This is a genomic window from Klebsiella sp. TF21-TM (assembly GCF_019753495.1).
GTDB classification, from domain to species: domain Bacteria; phylum Pseudomonadota; class Gammaproteobacteria; order Enterobacterales; family Enterobacteriaceae; genus Klebsiella; species Klebsiella quasipneumoniae.
This window is the reverse complement of the sequence record NZ_JAIJYL010000137.1, coordinates 1-292: the sequence shown is the minus strand read 5'-3', so window position 1 is coordinate 292 and position 292 is coordinate 1. Positions and strand designations below refer to the sequence as shown.

1 protein-coding gene is annotated in these 292 nt (G+C 50.0%); it reads right to left on the bottom strand.

Annotated features, from left to right (window positions below; all coding sequences use genetic code 11):
• Window positions 1–80 precede the first annotated feature (80 nt).
• On the bottom strand, window positions 81–292 hold a 212-nt coding region (locus K5R89_RS27265; RefSeq protein WP_221853885.1), incomplete at its 5' end, for a hypothetical protein.

The window sequence follows — 292 nt, the reverse complement described above, 5'->3', positions numbered from 1 at the left end:
GCGTTGAGCTAACCGGTACTAATGAACCGTGAGGCTTAACCTTACAACGCCGAAGATGTTTTGGCGATTTGAGAGAATTTTCAGCACTGATTCAGAAGTACGAAATAGTTTGCGCAGCAGCAAGGCGGCAAATGATGCACGTCAGCAGGAGCATACATAAGTATGTGACTGCTGCGGGCGAATGCAGCCAACGCAGCTGATGCGATAAAATATTTCGTACTGAGCACAAAGAATTTGCCTGGCGGCACTAGCGCGGTGGTCCCACCTGACCCCATGCCGAACTCAGAAGTGA